15 protein-coding genes and 1 pseudogene are annotated in these 18717 nt (G+C 67.4%); 4 read left to right on the top strand and 12 right to left on the bottom strand.

All coding sequences use genetic code 11. From position 1 onward, the window contains the following. Positions 1-22: 22 nt before the first annotated feature. From UC32_RS20810 to UC32_RS13985, 8 genes are read right to left on the bottom strand one after another with little or no spacing between them, the layout of a single operon-like run. A complete protein-coding gene (locus tag UC32_RS20810) occupies positions 23-181 on the bottom strand; it encodes a hypothetical protein (RefSeq protein WP_200896391.1) in 159 nt (52 codons plus the stop codon). After that, the gene (locus UC32_RS14015) at positions 181-1554 is read right to left on the bottom strand and encodes an NtaA/DmoA family FMN-dependent monooxygenase (RefSeq protein WP_045731803.1); all 1374 of its coding nucleotides are present in this window, start codon (positions 1552-1554) and stop codon (positions 181-183) included. Before UC32_RS14015 ends, UC32_RS20810 begins: the two co-directional genes overlap by 1 nt. Before the next feature lie 9 nt (positions 1555-1563). Next, the gene (locus UC32_RS14010) at positions 1564-2634 is read right to left on the bottom strand and encodes an LLM class flavin-dependent oxidoreductase (RefSeq protein ID WP_045731802.1); all 1071 of its coding nucleotides are present in this window, start codon (positions 2632-2634) and stop codon (positions 1564-1566) included. Further along, on the bottom strand, positions 2631-3458 hold the full coding sequence (locus UC32_RS14005; RefSeq protein ID WP_045731801.1) for a DUF1684 domain-containing protein: 828 nt from the start codon (positions 3456-3458) through the stop codon (positions 2631-2633). Before UC32_RS14005 ends, UC32_RS14010 begins: the two co-directional genes overlap by 4 nt. Continuing rightward, positions 3448-4581: an LLM class flavin-dependent oxidoreductase gene (locus UC32_RS14000; protein WP_045731800.1), complete on the bottom strand. Its 1134-nt coding sequence runs from the start codon at positions 4579-4581 to the stop codon at positions 3448-3450. The genes UC32_RS14005 and UC32_RS14000 overlap by 11 nt, the downstream gene beginning before the upstream one ends. Further along, positions 4578-5639, bottom strand: a complete 1062-nt coding sequence (locus UC32_RS13995; protein WP_045731799.1) for a transporter substrate-binding domain-containing protein — start codon at positions 5637-5639, stop codon at positions 4578-4580. Before UC32_RS13995 ends, UC32_RS14000 begins: the two co-directional genes overlap by 4 nt. A gap of 14 nt (positions 5640-5653) precedes the next feature. Then, positions 5654-6460: an amino acid ABC transporter ATP-binding protein gene (locus UC32_RS13990; RefSeq protein ID WP_045731798.1), complete on the bottom strand. Its 807-nt coding sequence runs from the start codon at positions 6458-6460 to the stop codon at positions 5654-5656. After that, complete coding sequence (locus tag UC32_RS13985) at positions 6460-7557, bottom strand: amino acid ABC transporter permease (RefSeq protein ID WP_200896390.1); 1098 nt, start codon at positions 7555-7557, stop codon at positions 6460-6462. The genes UC32_RS13990 and UC32_RS13985 overlap by 1 nt, the downstream gene beginning before the upstream one ends. Positions 7558-7890: 333 nt before the next feature. Here UC32_RS13985 and UC32_RS13980 point away from each other — a divergent pair, with 333 nt between their 5' ends. The 4 genes from UC32_RS13980 to UC32_RS13965 all read left to right on the top strand — a co-directional run bounded on the left by UC32_RS13980 (position 7891) and on the right by UC32_RS13965 (position 13375). Beyond that, on the top strand, positions 7891-9855 hold the full coding sequence (locus tag UC32_RS13980; RefSeq protein ID WP_045731797.1) for an FAD/NAD(P)-binding protein: 1965 nt from the start codon (positions 7891-7893) through the stop codon (positions 9853-9855). After that, positions 9852-10403: a GNAT family N-acetyltransferase gene (locus UC32_RS13975; protein ID WP_045731796.1), complete on the top strand. Its 552-nt coding sequence runs from the start codon at positions 9852-9854 to the stop codon at positions 10401-10403. The genes UC32_RS13980 and UC32_RS13975 overlap by 4 nt, the downstream gene beginning before the upstream one ends. Positions 10404-10451: 48 nt before the next feature. Continuing rightward, the gene (locus tag UC32_RS13970; protein ID WP_045731795.1) at positions 10452-12185 is read left to right on the top strand and encodes a helicase HerA-like domain-containing protein; all 1734 of its coding nucleotides are present in this window, start codon (positions 10452-10454) and stop codon (positions 12183-12185) included. 197 nt (positions 12186-12382) lie between these two features. Continuing rightward, positions 12383-13375, top strand: a complete 993-nt coding sequence (locus tag UC32_RS13965; RefSeq protein ID WP_200896389.1) for a hypothetical protein — start codon at positions 12383-12385, stop codon at positions 13373-13375. Positions 13376-13455: 80 nt separating this feature from the next. Here UC32_RS13965 and UC32_RS20990 read toward each other — a convergent pair whose 3' ends face one another. From UC32_RS20990 to UC32_RS13950, 4 genes and pseudogenes are all read right to left on the bottom strand, one after another. After that, positions 13456-13920: an endonuclease domain-containing protein gene (locus UC32_RS20990; RefSeq protein ID WP_235423670.1), complete on the bottom strand. Its 465-nt coding sequence runs from the start codon at positions 13918-13920 to the stop codon at positions 13456-13458. A 318-nt stretch (positions 13921-14238) separates the two neighbouring features. Beyond that, positions 14239-14325, bottom strand: a pseudogene (locus tag UC32_RS21115) (type IV toxin-antitoxin system AbiEi family antitoxin domain-containing protein); the annotation flags it as partial. A 170-nt stretch (positions 14326-14495) separates the two neighbouring features. After that, complete coding sequence (locus UC32_RS13955; RefSeq protein ID WP_045731792.1) at positions 14496-16520, bottom strand: NHL domain-containing thioredoxin family protein; 2025 nt, start codon at positions 16518-16520, stop codon at positions 14496-14498. Continuing rightward, positions 16520-18676, bottom strand: a complete 2157-nt coding sequence (locus UC32_RS13950) for a cytochrome c oxidase assembly protein (RefSeq protein ID WP_045731791.1) — start codon at positions 18674-18676, stop codon at positions 16520-16522. The genes UC32_RS13955 and UC32_RS13950 overlap by 1 nt, the downstream gene beginning before the upstream one ends. Positions 18677-18717: the final 41 nt, after the last annotated feature.

The following is an 18717-nucleotide window of genomic DNA, read 5'->3' as shown; positions in this document are numbered from 1 at the left end:
GCTGACCGTCACCAGATCCGGGCTAGGCCCACTGCTCCCATACCGTCAGCTGCAGCCTGACGGTGCCCGCCGGGTCATTCGCGGACCCGGCCCCGGCGAAATCAACCCCGGGCAAGGGGTCGACGGCGGCACTGTCCTCGCCGCCGTCGTCGCCCCTTCCCCACCAGGCTGCAATGCGCATCAGGCCCGGACCGCCCCGGACGGCTGATCAGCCGTGCGCACCGGTGTTTCCAGCCCGAGGTTTTCGCGCAGGGTGCTGCCGCGGTACTCCGTGGGGTAGACGCCGCGCTCCTGCAGCTCCGGCACCAGGTGGTTGACAATGTCATCCAGGCCGGTGGGAACCAGCCACGGCGATATGTTGAACCCGTCCACCGCACCCGTCCGGGCGTACTCGGCCAGGTGGTCCGCCACGGCGGTGTAGGAGCCGGTGAACGTGGCGTCGATCCGCGCCGTCTTGGAGGTGACGAACTGGCGGATGGACAGGCCCTTGTCCTTGGCCTCGGCACGCCACTGATCCGCGAGCTGGCGGGCCTTGGCGCCGTGGAAGCCGCTGCCGCGGGTCTCGGACGTCTCCTCCACCACGGGGTCGATCTCCGGCAGCGGACCGTCGGGATCGTACCCGGAGAGTTCGCGGCCCCAGAACTGCTCCAGGTAGGCGATGGCCTGCTGCGGGCCGATCTGCAGGCTCCGCACCCACTCCTTCTTCTCAAGCGCTTCTTCGGCCGTGGCCGCCAGGATGAACTCGCTGGCCGGCATGATCTGCACGGCGTTGGCCCCGCGGCCCGCCGCCACCGAACGCTCCACGAGGTCCTTGCGGAACTCCACGGCGTCGTCGAACTTGGGGTGGGCGGAGAAGATCACGTCCGCCTGGCGGGCGGCGAAGTTGCGGCCCTCGGGCGAGTCCCCGGCCTGGAACAGCACCGGCCGGTACTGCGCACTGCGCGGCAGCCGCGGAGTCACATCCACGGTGTAGTGCTGGCCTTCGTGGAGCACGCGGCGTGCGGGGCCGGCGGGGCTCTCCCAGGAGTCCCAGATCCGCTTGGCCGTCTCCACGAACGCCTCGGCATGCCTGTACCGGTCGGCATGGTCAAGGTAGCCGCCACGGCGGAAGTTGGCACCGGTCCACGCGTTGTCCGTGGTGACGATGTTCCAGGCGGCACGGCCGCCGGAGATCAGGTCCAGCGAGGCAAGCCGGTGGGCCAGGTCGGCCGGATCGTTGTAGGTGGTGTTCTGGGTGGCCACAAGGCCGATGTTTTTAGTCACCGAGGCCAGCGCGGCCAGCATGGTCTGCGCGTCCGGGCGGCCCACCACGTCCAGGGCATGCGGGCGGCCCAGGTGCTCGCGCAGGCGCAGTCCCTCCCCCAGGAAGAACGCCGCGAACAGCCCGCGCTCGGCGGTCTGGGCAATGCGGCGGAAGGATTCGAAGTCCGTCTGCGAACCGGATTCGGCGGCCTTCCAGATGGTGCCGGAGTTGACGCCCTGGAAGAAGATGCCGAACTGGATCTGGCCGGTGGGCTGGAAGACGTCGGATTTAGCACGGTTGTGCTGTGTCATGGTTTTTCCTTACTTTCCGGTGCCGGCGGCGGCAGATACATAGCGGCTGGCAGGGCGTTCCAGGCCCAGCAGGTCGCGGAAGGTTCCGTCCTGCAGCACCGGGCGGAGCGCTCCGCGGCGGCGCAGCTCCGGCAGGACCAGCCGGCCCAGTTCGTCGAGGTCCAGGGCGAGCGACGCCGGGTGGAGGCGCACGCCGTCGGTGTCCGCCAGCAACGACTCGAGGAAGTCCGTCAGGGCCGCGGCGGTGCCCGCGAAGGCCGCCCGTCCGCCGTCGAACGCTGTTTCCCGCGAGGCCGCAGCCTGCCCGCGCGAGTCGAGGACGACGTCGAGCTCGGCGATCACCGCCACGGACGCACCCACGCGGGAGCGCACGTCGAGGACCTCCGCCGCCAGCAGTTCGGGGGTTGGCGCGGACACCAGCACGGCGTCCAACGCGTCAGCCGGCACCTCGCCAAGCAGCGAGGCAGGAACCAGGACGGGAAGTTGCCCCTGCAGCGGACGCGGAATGATGGACGGGCCCTTCACCGAATAGCCCGCGCCGGTGAAGCCGTCAGGCGTCTCAAAGTCGGCGTAGTGGAGCTTGTCCACGTCGATGTACCGCCCGGTGGCGACATCGCGGATCACGGCATCGTCCTCCCACGAATCCCACAGCCGGCGGGATACTTCAATGGACGCGGCGGCCTCCTGGCCCAGCGCCGCACCGGTGACGGACGAACGCCCGACGGCGGCAGCAGCCCCGGGTGCCTCCGCGGCGGTGGCAATCCACCCGGCACGGCCGCCGGAGACGTAGTCGAGGCTGGCCAGCTGGGTGGAGACGTGGAACGGCTCGGTGTAGACGGTGTCCACTTCGGGAACCAGGGCAATGGACCCGGTGACCGGGCCTGCGAACGCGGCCCGCTGCAGTGCATTGGCACGGCCAGGAACCGGAGTGTCCGTGAAGGTGGCTGCGTGGAAGCCGGCGGACTCGGCGGCCAGCACGGCCCGGGAAATGTCCGCCCCGTCCCAGCCGGCGCCGTCGAGCTCGATGGCCAGGAAACCGGCCTGGCTTGCTTCGGCCGAAGGGGTATTGGTGTTGCTCACTTCTGGTCCTGACGTTCGTAGGGAATCTTTTCGCCGGCCTCAACGGCCACGGGCAGCCGGTTCTCGGCCGGCGGCAGCGGGCACGTGGCCAGGTCCGTGTAGGCGCACGGCAGGTTCACCGCCCGGTTGAAGTCCAGAACTACGGAGCCGTCCGCGTCGGGCACCAAGGAGAGGGAGCGGTTAGCCGCGTAGGTGGTGGTGCCGGAGGTCTGGTCCGTGAAGAGCACCGAGAGGGAGCCGGGGGCGTGGCCGTTGAACGCGGTCAGCGCCAGTTCCTGGCCGGCGAGCTTGAAGCGGATCTCGCCCGGGGCCTCGTAGACGTGCTGGATGCCTTCGACGGCGGCACCCACCGTGGTGGGCCGCGGCACCTCGAACGGCACGAACGTTCCAAGGACGGCGTAGGCGGCATCCGGCGAGTAGGCGGGTGTCCCCTGGTACTCCTGCAGCAGCGCGTTCTCCGGGTTCCGCGGCCGCACGATGTACTCGCCACCGCGCTTGGCCACTTCAATGACGGTATCGCCCGAAACCAGGTTGATCCCGCCGCGTTCGGCAATGGGCCCAAATTCCAGGGTTGCCCCGGCGTCCGTGTTCAGTTCCTTGCCGTCCTGCTGCAGGCTCTCGCCCGGCTGCAGGACAACACGGACGACGTCGGCATCCGTATTCCAGGTGCCCGGGGCGCCTTCCAGCGGGGTGGCCTCGCTGCCCAGCCAGTGCAGGTGGCTCACGGCGAGGAAGCCGTGCGGGTGGGCGCGGTTGCGCTCGTGCGCCGCGTGCCATTCCTGCCAGTCGGCGTCGAACGTTTCGAGGGCTGTTTCAGTGGACAAGGGCGTTCTCACTCCTGATGACGTTGGCGGACTGGTTGGATCGCGTGGATTCGGGGCGGTTGCCGTAGGGGTCCCCGGCCTCCCACAGCGTGGTAGGCGCTGCGGCCCGAACCGCCGGGATGACCTCGAGGGCGAAGCGCTCCAGGATCTCCAGCTGCTGCTCGAACGGCAGGGTGGTGGGCAGGGAGATGGACTGCAGATCATGGCCGTACAGCGCGTGGTAACTCAGGATCTTGTCGATCACCTGCTCCGGGCTTCCCACCAGCGCCGGCCCCTCGGCCACGGCATGCTGGATGTCCCGGAAGGGCGAGTTGTTCCCCGGCACGTTGCGGTTCGCCGTCAGCGCCTCATACACCGGGCCGAACTGGCGGACCGCTTCCTGGGTGGTGTCAGCGATAAACACGCCGCCGGCGCCGCAGCCCGAGCCAACGTACTGCTGCCGGGGATCGTGCCCGTGGCGTTCGTACTCTTCGCGGTAGTGCTCGATCAACGCGGCGTAGTTCTCCCGCGGCTGGATGGCGTTTGCGGTGAACAGCGGGTCTCCCCACTCGCCCGCGAGGGCAGCGGACGTCAGCGTTGTAGCAGAGCCGTGCCAAATACGCGGCGGGCCGTCAAAGGGACGTGGCGTGGTGGTGGTCGGCTCGGTCAGCGCAGTCCGGAAGCTGCCGGACCAGGTGACGTTTTCCTCGCGCCACAGCCGGCGCAACAGCTCATATTTTTCGGCCAGCAGGTCCCACTGGTCCGCCAGGTCCAGGCCGAAGAGCGGGTACTGCAGCACTTCGTTGCCCTTGCCGATGGTGATTTCCAGGCGTCCGCGGCTGAGCTGGTCGATGGTGGCGTAGTCCTCCGCCACCCGCACGGGGTCCAGCACGGACAGCACCGTCACGCCGGTGTGCAGCCGGATCCGGTCCGTCACCGCAGCGATGGCCGCAAGTACCGTGGTGGGCGAGGATGAGATGAACTCCCCGGCGTGCCGCTCCCCCACGGAGAAGCTGTCTAAGCCCAGGGCTTCTGCCCGGCGGGCCGTTTCCACTACCTGGTTCAGCCGGTCCGCGGTGGAGACGATCTCCCCGGTGAGCGGGTTCTTCAGGTGCGGAATGATATCCAGGACCTGGAATTTCATGACGACTTCCCCGGCGCCGACGGTGATGCGGTGGCCGCAGCCTGGGTGGCGGCGTAGTTCTCCTCGGTGATGGTCTTCGCCTCCGGCAGCGCTTCCTCAGACAGTCCCCAGCGTTCCAGCACCTTGCCGTAGGAGCCGTCCTTGATGGCGGAGTTCAGGGCCTCGGTGATCACCGGTGCCAGCCCGTTGCCTTTAAGCGAGGTGGCAGCCACCAGCGTCTCGGACGGCCAGCCGGCGTTCACCTTGCCCACCACCTTCAGGTCGTCACGGGTGTTTTCGCGGTACACGGTGGACGGGTAGGGGGCGATGTTGAGGTCTGTCCGGCCCGACGAGAGGGCCAGGATGGTGTCCGCCTCGGACTGGTAGTACTGCAGGATGGCCGGCGCCTTGCCCTTTTCCTCCAGCTCCTTGTTCCAGGCCAGCAGGATCTTCTCCTGGTTGGTGCCGGAGCCCACCGAGACGCGAAGTCCGGAGATGTCGTCCGCGCCCTTAATGTCGTAGGTGGCCGACTTCTTCGCTTCGAAGCCCATGAACGCTGCGCGGTAGCTGGCGAAGTCAAACAGCTTCACCCGGTCCTTGTTGACCCCCACATTGGAGAACACAACCTCGAAGTCGCCGGACTGGGTTTTCAGCGGCCAGTTCTCCCAGGACGTGACCTGCACATCGAGCTCCAAGCCCAGCTTGTCCGCCACCAGCTGGGCAATGTCCAGCTCGGAGCCGATGGGCGTCTTGTCATCCGTGGCGTGGAAGGACAGGGGGATGGACCCGGCAGTGGTGGCCACCGTCAGCTTGCCGTCCTTGCCGATCAGCTCAGGGACCTTGGCGGCGAGCGCAGCGTCCTTCTCGCCGCGGATCCGCTGCTGGTCCGGGGACGTGTTGTAGACGACGCCGTTGCGTGCCGCCGTCGTCTGCGCCGCGCCGGAGGCATCACCGGAAGCGGAGGCGCCGGGATCGGCGCAGCCTGCGAGCGCCGCCGTTCCGAGGAGGACGACGGCGGGCAGTACCGCCAGGGTGCGCGCACGCCCTGCGCCGGGCTTGTGGGATGCGAAGAATGCCATGGGAGGAAGTTCCTTTAGATGTTGAAAGCCGGTTCGAGCACCTTGGAGAAGAAGCTCCGGGTGCGCGGTTCCTGGGGATTGGTGAAGATCTGCTGCGGGGTGCCCTGTTCCACGATCTGGCCCTGGTCCATGAACACCACGGTGTCCGCCACATCGCGGGCGAAGCCCATCTCGTGGGTGACGATGATCAGGGTGGTGCCGGACTTGGCCAGTTCCCGGATGACATCCAGCACTTCGTTGACCAGTTCCGGGTCCAGCGCGGAGGTGGGCTCGTCGAACAGCAGGATCTTGGGGTCCAGTGCCAGGGCCCGGGCGATGGCGACGCGCTGCTGCTGTCCGCCGGAAAGCTGGCGTGGGTAAGCGCCGGCGCGGTCCTTGAGCCCTACGCGGTCCAGAAGTTCCAGGCCGCGGCGGCGGGCTTCCTCCTTGGAACGGCCCTGCGCCACGACGGGTGCTTCCGCCACGTTTTCCAGTGCGGTCAGGTGCGGGAAGAGGTTGAAATTCTGGAACACCATGCCGATCTCGGTGCGCTGCTTGAGGATGTCCTTCTCCCGCAGTTCATGGAGTTTCTGGCCGCGGACTTCGTAGCCCACCAGCTTCCCGTCGATGGAGATGTGGCCGCCGTCCACTTTTTCCAGGTGGTTGATGGTTCGCAGCAGCGTGGACTTGCCGGAACCGGAAGGTCCCACGATCACGGCCACGCCGCCCGGCTCAACGGTGAGGCTGACGCCTTTGAGGACCTCGGTGGCGCCGAAGGATTTGCGGACGCCGGTGATTTCGACGAGGCCGCGGGTGGCAGGAGCTGAAAGGGTTGCAGTCATCAGAGGCTCTTCCGGTTGGTGACGGCGTGGGTGGCGAAGAACTTGCGGGCCTTCTGCAGGGGCGTCAGCGGCAGGTTCCGCACGGCACCCTTCGAGTAGTGGCGTTCGATGTAGTACTGGAAGACGCTCAGCACAGAGGTGATCACCACGTACCAGAGTGTGGCCACCAAAAGCAGCGGCAGGACCTGCTGGGTGCGGTTGTAGATCACCTGCACGGTGTAGAACAGCTCCGAGTAGGCAAGGACGTAGACGATCGAGGTGCCCTTGACCAGGCCGATGATCTCGTTGAACGCGGTGGGCAGGATGGCGCGCATTGCCTGCGGCAAGACAATACGGGTGGAGCGGCGCCAGGTCGGAATACCCAGGGCGGCAGCGGCTTCCAGCTGGCCTTGATCCACGGAAAGGATGCCGCCGCGGATGATCTCCGCGGAGTACGCGGCCTGGTTCAGGGTCAGGCCCAGGACGGCGGCGGCAAACTGGCTGATCAGCGTGGTGGTCTGCACCTCGAAGAACCGCACGTCAGTGAAGGGGATGCCTAAGCTGATCTTCTCGTAGAGGTAGCCCAGGTTGTACCAGAGGAGCAGCTGGACCAGCAGCGGTGTGGACCGGAAGATCCAGGAGAACGTCCAGGAGACGGACACCAGCAGCGGCGAGGCGGACAACCGCATGAGCGCCAGGATGAAGCCCAGCACGAAGCCAAGGATTCCGGAGATGGCCGTCAGCTTCAGGGTCTCCACCAGGCCGTTGACCACGGACTGCGCGGTAAACCACTGAGCCACCACACCCCACTCCCAGCGCGGGTTGGTAGCGAGGGACCAGGCCACGGCCAGTACGCCGAGCGCGACGACGGCGGTCCCCACCCAGCGCCACGGATGTTTCGCCGCCACGACGCGGTATGACGAATAGTCCGCGGCAAGGCGCGGCGCTCCCCCGGGCGGCAATCCCCCGTCTGACGTCAGGTTACCGCCGGCTGCAGAAGCGGTTTCGGTGGCCGCCTGCCCGGGAGCGGCTGCCGCCGCGCCGGCCTCCGCCGTCGTTGCCGGCTCTCCCGTGGGTGCCGGCCGTGCCTGCGCCACCCTCGATGTTGCTGAACTCATGTGCCACCTCGCTTCTTGTCCTGGGTCTTGGTGTTCGGGGCGGAGCAGTCGCTCCGGCCTGGGCTTTTGCCCCGGTTGCTGGCTGCAAATCTAGGACCGGCCCAAACGGGGCGGCAACACCGGAAGTTGCATTAGTTCATCGGGCTTCGCACTGCGTCATGAGTCGGTTTCTTGCGTCTTTTGACCTGTTGTGACGCGGAGTTAACGGGCGTGACCGGCTGCTCGACCGCCGCGTTCACCGCTGCCTAGCATGGGCACTCCGGCGGCTGCCAGCGCGCCGCTGCACTGCCTACCAGTCCCCCCGCACCAGCCATCCGCCCGTCAGGAGCCCCCATGCCAGCGAACATTCCGGCCGTCGTGTTCATCGGCGGCGGACCGCGCACTGCCGGCGTCCTGGAGCGGATCGCCGCCAACCGGCCGGACGTGTTTGCCGGGCCGCTGGAGATCCATGTGGTGGAGCCGCACGTTCCGGGCTCGGGCCGCATCTGGCGGTACGACCAGGACCCTGGCCTGCTCCTGAACTCCATGGCCGCGGACATCACCATGTTCACCGATGAGTCCGTGGCCTGCGACGGCCCGGCCACTTCTGGGCCGTCGCTGGTGGAGTGGACCGCCGGCGTCCTGGACGGGTCCATCATTGATGTGCCGGACTTCCCGCAGCACCTGCAGGACCAGCTCCGGGCACTCAACGGCACCACGTTCCCCACCCGCCAGCTGCAGAGCCAGTACCTCGAATGGTTCTTCCGCCGGGCCGCCAAGGCACTGAACCGCAGCGTCACCACCCACCGGAGCACCGCCGTCGGAATTGCCCCCCTGGACGACGGCCGGCACGAAGTGGCACTGGCCAACGGCCGGACCCTGCACGCGGACATCCTGGTGACCGCCCTGGGCCACACCGATTCGCGCCCTGACGCCGCCTCCGCCGGCTACGCAAACTTTGCCGCGCGGCACGGCGGCTACCACGCGGCACCCAGCTACACCACCGACGTCGACTACTCAGGCATCGCGCCGGGACAGGACGTGATCGTCTCCGGCATGGGCTTGGCCTTCGTGGACCTGCTGGTCATCCTGATGGAGGGCCGCGGCGGCCGGTTCGAGGAAACGCACGACGGCGGGCTGCGCTACCTTCGGTCCGGACGGGAACCACGGCTGTGGGCCGGGTCCCGCCGGGGCGTGCCCTACCACTCCAAGATCTCCGCCACCCTCCGCGGCGAAGCACCCGGACCGCTGCGGTTCTTCACCCCTGCCGCCATCGAATCGCTGCTCCAAAGCCACGGAGAACTGGACTTCCACCAGCACCTCTGGCCACTGGTGGCCAAGGAAGCCGGGTACTACTACTACCGCGAGCTCCTGACCGGGAGCCCCGAACGGGCCGCCATGGGCTGGGATTCGTTCGCGGCGCGCTACGCCGGGCTGGACTGGTACAGCGGCGAGCGCGCGGAGCTGGTAGCCGCCGCCGTCCCGGACGACGCCCTGCACCTGGACCTCGAACGGCTGGACCGGCCCTTCGATGGGCGCCGCTTCGCGGACCACCGTGCCGTGCAGGATGCCGTGGCCGGCTACATCGAACACGACCTGGCGCTGCGGGACAGCCCTGACCACCCGGAGACACTCGCTCTGTTCCTTGCCCTGCTGCACGTGTACATGGAGGTGGGACGTGTGGTCCCGGCGGACCGGCTGAACGCCCGGTCCCAGCAGACCGTACACGGCTGGTGGCACGGGTTCTTCAGCTTCGTCGATTCCGGGCCGCCGCCCCACCGCCTCCGGCAGATGCTGGCCCTGCACCGTGCGGGGGTCCTGCAGTTCCTTGGGCCGGGTATCGAGATAGGCACCGACGAGGCCACGGGAACCTTCGTTGCCACCTCCCCGCAGTCCGGTGCGGCGGTTTCGGCGCGGGCGTTCATCGAGGCCAGGCTGCCTGCCACATCGGTGGTCCGGTCGCTCAACCCGGTGCTGGCTTCCCTGCACGGCAGCGGGCTGGGAACCGAGCAGCAGCTGCTGACTGCGGACGGTATCCACTCCACCGGCAAGCTTCTGGTCACGCCGCAGCACCGGCTGGTGGGAGCGGACGGCACGCCTCAGGACACCGTGTTTGGCGTTGGCCCCGGAACGTCCGGCTGGGGTGCCGGGGCGTTTGCCCGGCCACGCACCAACGCCGCACCCTTCCGGGAAAATGATGCCCTTGCCCGGACCATCCTCGGCACGGCCCACAGCCTTAGCGGCGAAGAATCCGCCACAATATCCCCTGAGCCGGCCGCCGCCGGCCGGAACCAGACCCTGACAAGGAACCACCGGTGACAGCAGAACCAGAAGTCCAGCCGCGCCCCCTGGACCCCGCCGCCCTGGAGGTCCTCATCCTGCCCATGCAGGATCCCCGGGTCAGGCCGCTCCTGGATGAGCTCGCCGTCGAATACGACACCCGCTACGGGGACCTGTTTGGGGATGGTGCTGCTGCCGAGGAACTGAACCGGTACCCGGCGGCCGAGTTTGAAGGCCCCTCCGGCGCCCTGCTGATCATCCAGGAGAACGGCGAGTCCATCGCCGGCGGAGCGTTCCGCCGGTACGACCCCACCACGGCGGAACTGAAGCGGATCTGGACCCACTCAGCCCACCGCCGTCGCGGCCTGGCCCGCCTGGTGCTCGCCGAGCTGGAAGCCCTGGCAGCTGCCCGCGGCTACACCAGCCTGTACCTGACCACCGGTCCGCGGCAGCCCGAAGCCAAATACCTTTATCTGCGCACCGGTTACCAGGCGCAGTTCGACCTGGCCGCGGACCCCGAGACCATCGGGGCGCTGGCGTTCACCAAGGACCTCCCGGCCGCGGGCGCCAGGCCAGGGCAGAACTGACCTTCCCGATACCTCGGCAGATGCACCGCCCGCCGCTAAGCTAGCGCCATGGCGAACAAAACCACAGCAGAGAAGCTTGCCACCATCCAGAAGGGTTACGCCCTGGAAGGCGCCACCATCGAGCTGGGGGCCGCCCTGATCGATGGTGAACTCCACAAGGACGCGCCGGTGCGGCTGCCGCTGGCCATGATGAACCGGCACGGCCTGGTGGCCGGAGCCACCGGTACCGGCAAGACCGTCACCCTGCACATGATGGCCGAACAGCTCTCTGCCGCCGGTGTGCCTGTCTTCCTGGCGGACATCAAGGGCGACCTCTCCGGGCTGGCCACTGCCGCCGCGGGCAGCGAGAAGCTCCTGGCCCGCACCCAGAGCATTGGCCAGGACTGGCACGGCAAGACCTTCCCGGTGGAGTTCCTCGCGCTGGGCGGCGACGGCAACGGTATTCCCGTCCGGGCCACGGTGACCTCGTTCGGGCCCATCCTGCTCTCGCGGATCATGGAGCTCAACGACACCCAGGAATCCAGCCTGCAGCTGGTCTTCTACTTCGCCGACAAGAACGGCCTGGAACTGATTGACCTCAAGGACCTCCGTGCGGTCATCCAGTTCCTCACGTCCGAGGAAGGCAAGGACGAGCTCGAGCAGCTCGGCGGCCTTTCGAAGGCCACCGCCGGGGTGATCCTGCGTGAACTGGTCACCCTCGAAGCCCAGGGACTGGAGAAGTTCTTCGGTGAGCCGGAGTTCGATACCGCCGAGCTGCTGCGCACCGCTCCGGATGGCCGGGGCGTGGTCACCTGCCTGGAGCTGCCCACGCTGCAGAACAAGCCAATGCTGTTCTCCACGTTCCTGATGTGGCTGCTTGCCGACCTCTTCGAGGACCTCCCGGAAGCCGGCGACCTGGACAAGCCCAAGCTGGTCTTCTTCCTCGATGAGGCACACCTGCTGTTCAACGGCGCCTCCAAGGCGTTCCTGGACGCCATCACCTCCACCGTGCGGCTGATCCGGTCCAAGGGCGTGGGCATCTTCTTCGTCACCCAGACCCCCAAGGATGTTCCCGCCGACGTCCTGGGCCAGCTGGCCAACCGTGTGCAGCACGCGCTGCGCGCGTTCACGCCGGAGGATGCCAAGGCCCTCAAAGCAACAGTGTCCACGTTCCCCCTCAGCGACTACGACCTCGAGGAGACGCTCACCTCGGCCGGCATCGGTGAAGCGGTCATCACCGTCATGAACGACAAAGGCGCTCCCACCCCGGTGGCCCTCACCCGGCTGCGGGCGCCCGAATCGGTCATGGGCCCCAGCGACGAGGCCCTGGTCCGGAGCACCGTGGCCGGGTCCGCGCTGCTGGAGAAATACGGCACAGCGGTGGACAACCCCTCCGCGTACGAGAAGCTCACCGGCAAGACGGCAGCACCTACCGGTCCCGCGGCTTCCGCCGGGGCGCCTGTTCCTTCCGGTACTTCCGGGGAGGCCGACGTCGACGCCGAAGCAAGGCGCATCGAGGAAGAGATCCTGGGCCGGCCAAGCAGCAGGCCGTCACGTAACAGCTCCGGCAGCGGCGACGCTGCTGAACGGCCTGCCAGCGTCCCGGCGCCGCGGGCACCACGTGCCCCGGAGCCCCAACGCCAATCCCAGCCGGGGGGTGGCATCATGGGCGATCTGGGCGGCGTGCTCGGCGGCGCCCTGGGCGGCGGGCTGAAAAGCATGGCCCGGTCCGTCGGCACCCAGCTGGGCCGTGAGCTGCTGCGCGGCATGTTCGGCACCTCCTCGCGGCGGCGCCGCCGCTGACCCGGGGGCCCCAGGCGCGGGGACCCGCGGACCCCGCCAGGGCCGGGCCGGGCCGGTTCCAAAGGTGCGGCCGGGCACTCTCCGTGCCGGCGTCGTCGGGCGCTGTCCCTGCAGGCAACGACGGACTGCTGCGGGAATTAGGGGAGGCGCCGACTTTAGTGTGCCAACGTACTGACGTTACTGTAAGAAACGTGCAGATGAGTCAAGCGTTGGTGAGGATAGCGGCCGGATGGCTGCTGGGCCTCATGCTTGCCGTGGCCGGAGCCATTGTGGCCATCAACCTGGTCAACAGCACAGTGGCCAGCCCGCAGCAGCCGGTGCGCGAGTACATTGACGCCCTGCAGAGCGGGGACGGCGGCAAGGCGCTGGGCCTCCTGCGGGCCACCGTTCCACCAAGCAACGCAGCGATGCTGGATGGCACGGCCCTGCAGACAGCTGCGTCCAGGCTCTCCAACGTCCAGATCGGCGAACCGGAAGAACGTCCGGACAACCGCGTGGCAGTGCCGATGGACTACACCATTGACGGCAGCCGGCTCAGCACCGAATTCGTGCTGCAGAAGACCGGCACCGAATGGATCTTCTTCAACACCTGGGCCTTTGTACCGTCCCGGCTCCCCACGGTGGACATCACCGTGGTGAACGGCAGCGAAGCCAACATCAACGGGGTCCCCGTGAACATGCCCAACGGCCGGAACTCCTTTGCCGTCTTCTATCCCGGCGAATACGAGGCGTCGCTGGATGGACAATACTTCTCCGCCCCCGCCAGCCGCGCCACGGTGACCGGGCGCGACACCCCCGTGGCTCCGCTGAACCTGCTGACCCAGGCCACCGGCAAGCTCAAGGAGGACGTGTCCGCCAAGGTCCGGGAATTCCTGGATGGCTGCGCCGCCGAAGCCCAGAAGGAGCAGCGGCTGCAGCCCGACTGCCCCTTCTACTACGCCAGCAACAACAGGGTCCAGGACGGCAGCATCAAGTGGTCCGTGACCGAGTACCCCAACGTTTCCATCGAACCGTTTGACGGCCGCTGGGTGGTCTCGCCGCTGGACGGAAAAGCCAAGGTGGAGGCCCTGCAGCAGAACTCCTTCACGGGCGTCTGGTACCCGCTGGACGAAGAGGTGGACTTCAGCTTCACCACCCGCCTGGACGTCTCCGGCGACACCGTCAAGGTCACCCCCCAGCTGAGCTTCTAGGGCGCCTGGGCTCGCGAACTGCCGAGCACCAGCCAAAGTGGCCCAGCTTTGAAGCCGGCCTCCACAGTTTGTCTGTCCTCCTAAACCCAATCCCGCCGAAAGCTGGGCTGGTTTGGCTGGGACCACCGCAGCGAACCCCGTGACAGCACCTCCCGGACCTGCGCCAGAACGGAATCGGGCGCAAAAACCACGTCATCGTAGAAGAACCTGAGCACGGGCAGGCCCTGAACGATGGCGGAGTTATCCCGGCGGCGGTCCTTCTTGAATTGCCGTGACTCCAGATGGAAGGCGATTCCGTCGATTTCAACAATAAGGAAACCCTCCAGCAGGAAATCGACGCGTCCGACGCTGTTGATCCACACTTGGGTTTCGGTGACTATCCCAGCTTCCCTGAACAGCACCCTCGCCAAGGTTTCCAGGAGGGAATCGGCGCCTCTTTCCACCTTGCCCAAAACGTTTCGTGCCTTGCCGAAGCGGTTGCCAGCCATATGGCGGTACAGGGCCGCTAAATCGATCTCCCCCCGGTTGTAGGCGCACTCCACCATCACCAGCGACTCCAGCTCAGGCAGACAGAGCAATGCATGGAGCAGGACGTCGGGAAGGGCTGCCAGCGTCCGATGCCGCGGTTCCTGCGTCAGGGCTGTCCTGTGGCTGATGCACCGCGCCGTGCTCCGGCCATTGCTGTGCCAATAATGCGGCCGCGCGGGAGCCCGGAGCTGCCAGAGTCCGTAAATCGGCGCTGCGGAAACGCATGTCAGGAGCCCGTGGGCACGGCCGGCCAAAACCAGCTCACTGTCAGCACCGGGCACAGCCAGCAAACTGCGTTCAAGCCGGAGCACCTGGCCCGCACGCACCGCCCTGCGCAGGTCCACATCCGTGGCACCGGCCGCCAGCACGTCACGCCTCAAAAGCACTCCGCCACCTGATCGAATGATTTCCGCAGGATCCATGAGGCAACGGTGTCCGCTTCCGCGGCACCGGGCGAGGTACTGCCACGGCTATGTGGACAATCGACCCTCCCAAAGTGGCCCAGCTATCAGAGCCCAGTCCAACTGAAAGGGCCCGGCTTACGCTCCTCAGGAGCGAAAGCCGGGCCACTTTGGCAAGGGACGGCGGCACGTCAGTCCATGCCGCGGAGGTCCAGGACCAGCTCGGTGTCGCCGTCGGCCTGCAGCAGCACCGGGATGCCCCAGTCCTGCTGGTACAGGTGGCAGGCGGCGTGGTCCGGGATTTCGCCGTCCTCGGTCTCCGGCCCGTCGCAGGCGGCAGCGCGGGCGGTAATGTGCAGAACTCCCTCAGGAACGTCCGGGGATAGCTCCAGCGTCCGCAGCAGCCCCACGGAGGTTCCGCCGCCGGACACCAGCAGCTCAGGCGGGGTGGAGGAGATCTTCAGCTGGGTGGGGTCACCCCAGCGGTCATCAAGCTTCTGACCGGTGGGGGCGGTGAAGCGGACAGCCAGTTCCAGCGGACCGGGAGCCACGGGGCTCTTGGGACGCTGTGTCTGCGACGCTCCCTCGTCCACCTGCTGGGCTTCCTTGGGAATGGGCACGTACACCAGCTGGTGCTTGTTGGCCTCCACCACTACCAGCAGCGGCTCTTCACCGGCAGCCCCGGTGGCGTCCACAATCACGTCGGACGGCTCGGCGAGGCCGCGGGCCAGGGTGGACACTGTGCCGTTGGCGGGGTCATACCGGCGGACGGCGCCGTTGTAGGTGTCGGCGATCGCCACTGAGCCATCCGGGAGGACCGTGACGCCCAGCGGGTGCTGCAGCCTGGCCTCGGCAGCAGTACCGTCGCGGAAGCCGAAATCGAACAGGCCCTTGCCCACGGCGGTCTTCACGGTGACCGTCCCTGCATCATCGATGACCAGCGTGCGCAGGGCCGACGTCTCGGAATCGGCAACCCAGATGTTCCCGTCGGAGTCCTCGGCAAGGCCTGAGGACTGGGCGAACCAGGACTCGTGGGCCGGACCATCCAGGAGCCCTTCCAGCCCGTTGCCGGCCACGATGGCGACGCCGCCGGTGAGGGGGTCGAAGCTGAAGATCTGGTGCGTGCCTGCCATGGCCACCACCACTGCCTTCAGCTTGCGCGACCACACAACGTCCCAGGGCGAGCTCAGCGAGACGTCCAGCGGATCATTGCCCAGGGAACCGCTGAAGCCGGCGCCGTCCTCGTCCACACGCGCAGGCCCGGTTTCCAGGAGCCGCTGCACACCGTTGCCGGCAAGGGTCAGTGCCTTGCCGTCCGTCAGGGACAGGCCGCGGAGGCGGTGGTTGACCGAGTCGGCGATAACGACGTCGTAGCCCGCCTTGGTTGCCACGTCTTCCGGGAGCAGGACCAGGCCTTGGGGCTCATTGAACTGTGCGGTGGCGTCTTCCCCAGCGGCAGGACCATCAGCGTAGCCCTTGGCGCCCGAGCCGTAGGTGGCCAGGACGGTCTCAAAGTCGGTGCCGAGTTCCACCAGGCGGTGGTGGCCGGTGTCGGTGACCAGCCAGGAACCCTTGCCGTCCGAGCCGCTGGCTGCGGCACCCGCTGCCGCGCCGCCGTCGGACGCTTCCTCCGCAGCCGTGGACCCACGGCCGGCCGGCAGGAAGAGCGCCTTTCCCGGGAAGCGCAGGGTGCCGGAGGTGGCTTCGGGGGCCACGTACGGGCCGGAGCCGCGGTGCAGCGTGCCCTTGGCCTCATGTTCGGCGATGAGCTCGGGGATCAGCACGGCCAGGCCGTCTGCGTGGCCCTCACCGGACAGGTGCGCCACGATGTAGCCCTCGGGGTCGATGACCACCAGTGTGGGCCAGGCGCGGGCGGTGTAGGCCTTCCACGTGTCCAGTTCGGGATCGTCCAGGACGGGGTGGTGGATCTCGTAGCGCTCCACGGCCGCGGCGAGGGCCACGGGATCGGCCTCGTGCTCGAACTTGGGCGAGTGCACACCCACCGTGACCAGGACGTCGGAGTACTGCTCCTCCAGGGGCCGCAGCTCGTCCAGGACGTGCAGGCAGTTGATGCAGCAGAAGGTCCAGAAATCGAGCAGCACGATCTTGCCGCGGAGGGCTTCAAGGTCCAGGGTTTTGCCGCCGGTGTTCAGCCAGTTGCGGCCCACCAGTTCGGAGGCCCGGACCCGGGCATGGGTGCGTACGGTTTCGCTCATCAGCGTCCTTCCAGCTTGTTGCGGTTAGCCAGCCTGGCATCGCGTTCAGCCAATTTGGCAAACATATCGTTGTAAGCGGCCAGATCGGCGTCGTTATTCCTGTCCGCCGCGCGGTCCACCCGTTTGGTCTCCCGCTGATCTGAGCGGGACCACATTATTGCGACGCCGATTGCCACCAGGAGCGTGGGCACCTCGCCGATGCCCCAAGCCACAGCGCCGCCGGTCTGCTGGTCTGCCAGGGCGGACTGTCCCCAGGTGCGGCCCAGGTTACCGAAGTAGTCCGCTGCGAGCAGCCCGGTGCCGCCCATGATGGAGACGCCAAAGAACGCGTGGAAGCCCATGGTGGCGAGCAGCAGCAGCAGCCGCATGGGGTACGGGGCCCGCCGCGGCAGGGGATCGGTGCCGATCATGGTGAGCACGAAGATGTACCCGGTGAGGGCGAAGTGCAGATTCATGAGTTCGTGGCCCACGTGCTCGCGCATGGCGTAGCCGAACAGGGGGGAGAAGTAGAAGATCACGATTGAGCCGGCGAAGTTGGCGGCGGCGAACAGCGGATGCGTGACCAGCTGGGAGAACTTCGAGTGCACGAACACCAGGATCCATTCGCGGGCGCCCCGCGAGCCGTCACCGCGGGCGGGAAGCGCGCGCAGGGCCAGCGTCACCGGGGCTCCGAGCACCAGGAAGATGGGCGCCACCATGGTCAGGGCCATGTGGTCCACCATGTGTGCCGAGAAGAGGATGCGGCCGTACACTGCCGGCGGCCCTGACGTGATGTACGTGAGGACTACAAGGCCGATGATCCAGTTGGCGGTACGGAACCAGTGCCACTTGTCGCCGCGGCGGTGGACCTTGGCGACGCCGAGGATGTAGGTCACGAGGCCGAACAGGGCTACCGCGATCCACAGCCAGTCCAGGCGCCATTCGGTAAACCAGCGGGTGGGGGTCAGTTCCGGGGGGAGCTCGTAGCCGGTCAGGATGAAGGCCGGGGAGGCGTCCGGCGCGAACGTGGTGGGCTGCGGGGGCGCGGAACGGCCCAGCGCGACGGCGATGCCTGAGGTTGCGCCCATCAGCAGCAGTTCGGCGAGGAGCAGCTGCCAGAGCACGCGACGGGAAGACATGGTGGATCCCTTGCGGCCCAACTGCGGGATGACCCACTGCCGGTGCATGAAGCCGATGCCGCCAAGAACCAGGGTAGCGGCGGACTTGGCCAGGATCAGCTGTCCGTAGGCCGAGCCGAAAAGGTCTCCCCAGCTGGTGATCCGGATGCTGGCATTGATGACACCGGAAGCGAAAACCAGGACGAACGCGAATCCGGCCAAGGTGGAGAACCGGCGCAGCGTGGGCTCGGTGATGTCTGTTGTCGCACCGGCTTTGGGGCCGGTGAGGATGCCGGACAGGAGCGCCAGCAGGATGATGCCGCCCACCCAGGTGCTCACACCCACCAGGTGGAGTCCGAGTGAATTGATGGCGCCTTCATGGTCCGAGGAACTGGACGAGTGGCCGATCAGCGCGGTGGGAACCAAGCCGATCAGCGCCAGGATCAGGGTGAGGGCCAGGCCGCCCAGGGACCGGACCCCGAACAGCGCCGTGGTGACAACGGCCGCGATGATCGTTACCGCCAGCCAGGCCCGCCCGGTCTCGATGTCTGTCATGAAGTAGACGAGCGCCTGGGTGAATTCGGCGTCACCCGAAAGCGGTTGTCCCGCCACGTCCGCATAGGTCAGGACCAGCACTGCAATAGCGGAGAGGGTCCACACTGCACCAGCGGCGGCGGCTACGGCGAGGGCACGGCTGAAGGCTGGATGTTCCGGGCTGTCTCCGGAAGCGCCTTTGTCCCGGCTGCGCGCTGACAGGCTCCTGGGCAGAATCCCGACGGCGAAGATCAAGCCACCGATGACAGAGGCCAGGGCCACGTTGTGCAGCGCCTTGCTGATCGGAAGCCCCCAGCGCACCAAAGCGCCGGGGTCGGATACGCCGCGGGTCACTGCAGCGCCGGAGAAGATCAGCGCTGCGACGAGGGCCAGGAACACCGCAGCGAGGCCCGCGAGCTGCCAGCCTTTCGGAATTCCGAGGGCAGTGCCGCCCGTCCCCTTCGCTCCGTTCCCGGGAGCGGGCTGAGGCGTTGCGGAACGTGGTTTTGCGGCAGAAGACACCACTACATTGTCCGCCACGCCGGGCTGTGCGGCGAATCGGCTGG

It is taken from the genome of Pseudarthrobacter chlorophenolicus, from assembly GCF_000962805.1.
GTDB classification, from domain to species: domain Bacteria; phylum Actinomycetota; class Actinomycetes; order Actinomycetales; family Micrococcaceae; genus Arthrobacter; species Arthrobacter chlorophenolicus_A.
Note: the sequence above shows the minus strand (reverse complement) of the source record. Positions and strands in the feature narration are given on the sequence as shown.